Here is a 772-nt window from a genome sequence, read left to right as displayed (position 1 = left end):
AAGATCGCTTTGGCGTTATATGGTCAAGCCGCACGAGTCATTAGTACTGGTTAGCTCAACGCCTCACAACGCTTACACACCCAGCCTATCAACGTCCTGGTCTTGGACGGCTCTACAGGGGCTCAAGGCCCAGGGAAGTCTCATCTTGAAGGGGGCTTCCCGCTTAGATGCTTTCAGCGGTTATCCCGTCCGAACTTAGCTACCGGGCAATGCGTCTGGCGACACAACCCGAACACCAGTGGTTCGTCCACTCCGGTCCTCTCGTACTAGGAGCAGCTCTTCTCAAACTTCCAACGTCCACGGCAGATAGGGACCGAACTGTCTCACGACGTTCTAAACCCAGCTCGCGTACCACTTTAAATGGCGAACAGCCATACCCTTGGGACCGGCTTCAGCCCCAGGATGTGATGAGCCGACATCGAGGTGCCAAACACCGCCGTCGATGTGAACTCTTGGGCGGTATCAGCCTGTTATCCCCGGAGTACCTTTTATCCGTTGAGCGATGGCCCTTCCATTCAGAACCACCGGATCACTATGACCTACTTTCGTACCTGCTCGAGTTGTAGCTCTCGCAGTCAAGCTGGCTTGTACCATTATACTAACCGCACGATGTCCGACCGTGCTTAGCCAACCTTCGTACTCCTCCGTTACTCTTTGGGAGGAGACCGCCCCAGTCAAACTACCCACCACACACTGTCCTCACGCCAGATTATGGCGCGGAGTTAGAACTCCAACATTACCAGGCTGGTATTTCAAGATTGGCTCCACGCAA

1 rRNA gene is annotated in these 772 nt (G+C 54.4%); it reads right to left on the bottom strand.

Annotated features, from left to right (window positions below):
* Positions 1–19: 19 nt before the first annotated feature.
* Positions 20–772: ribosomal RNA gene (locus tag ACY2RR_RS24380) — 23S ribosomal RNA — on the bottom strand; the annotation flags it as partial.

This window comes from Parendozoicomonas sp. 2304DJ65-17 (assembly GCF_058148445.1).
Note: the sequence above shows the minus strand (reverse complement) of the source record. Positions and strands in the feature narration are given on the sequence as shown.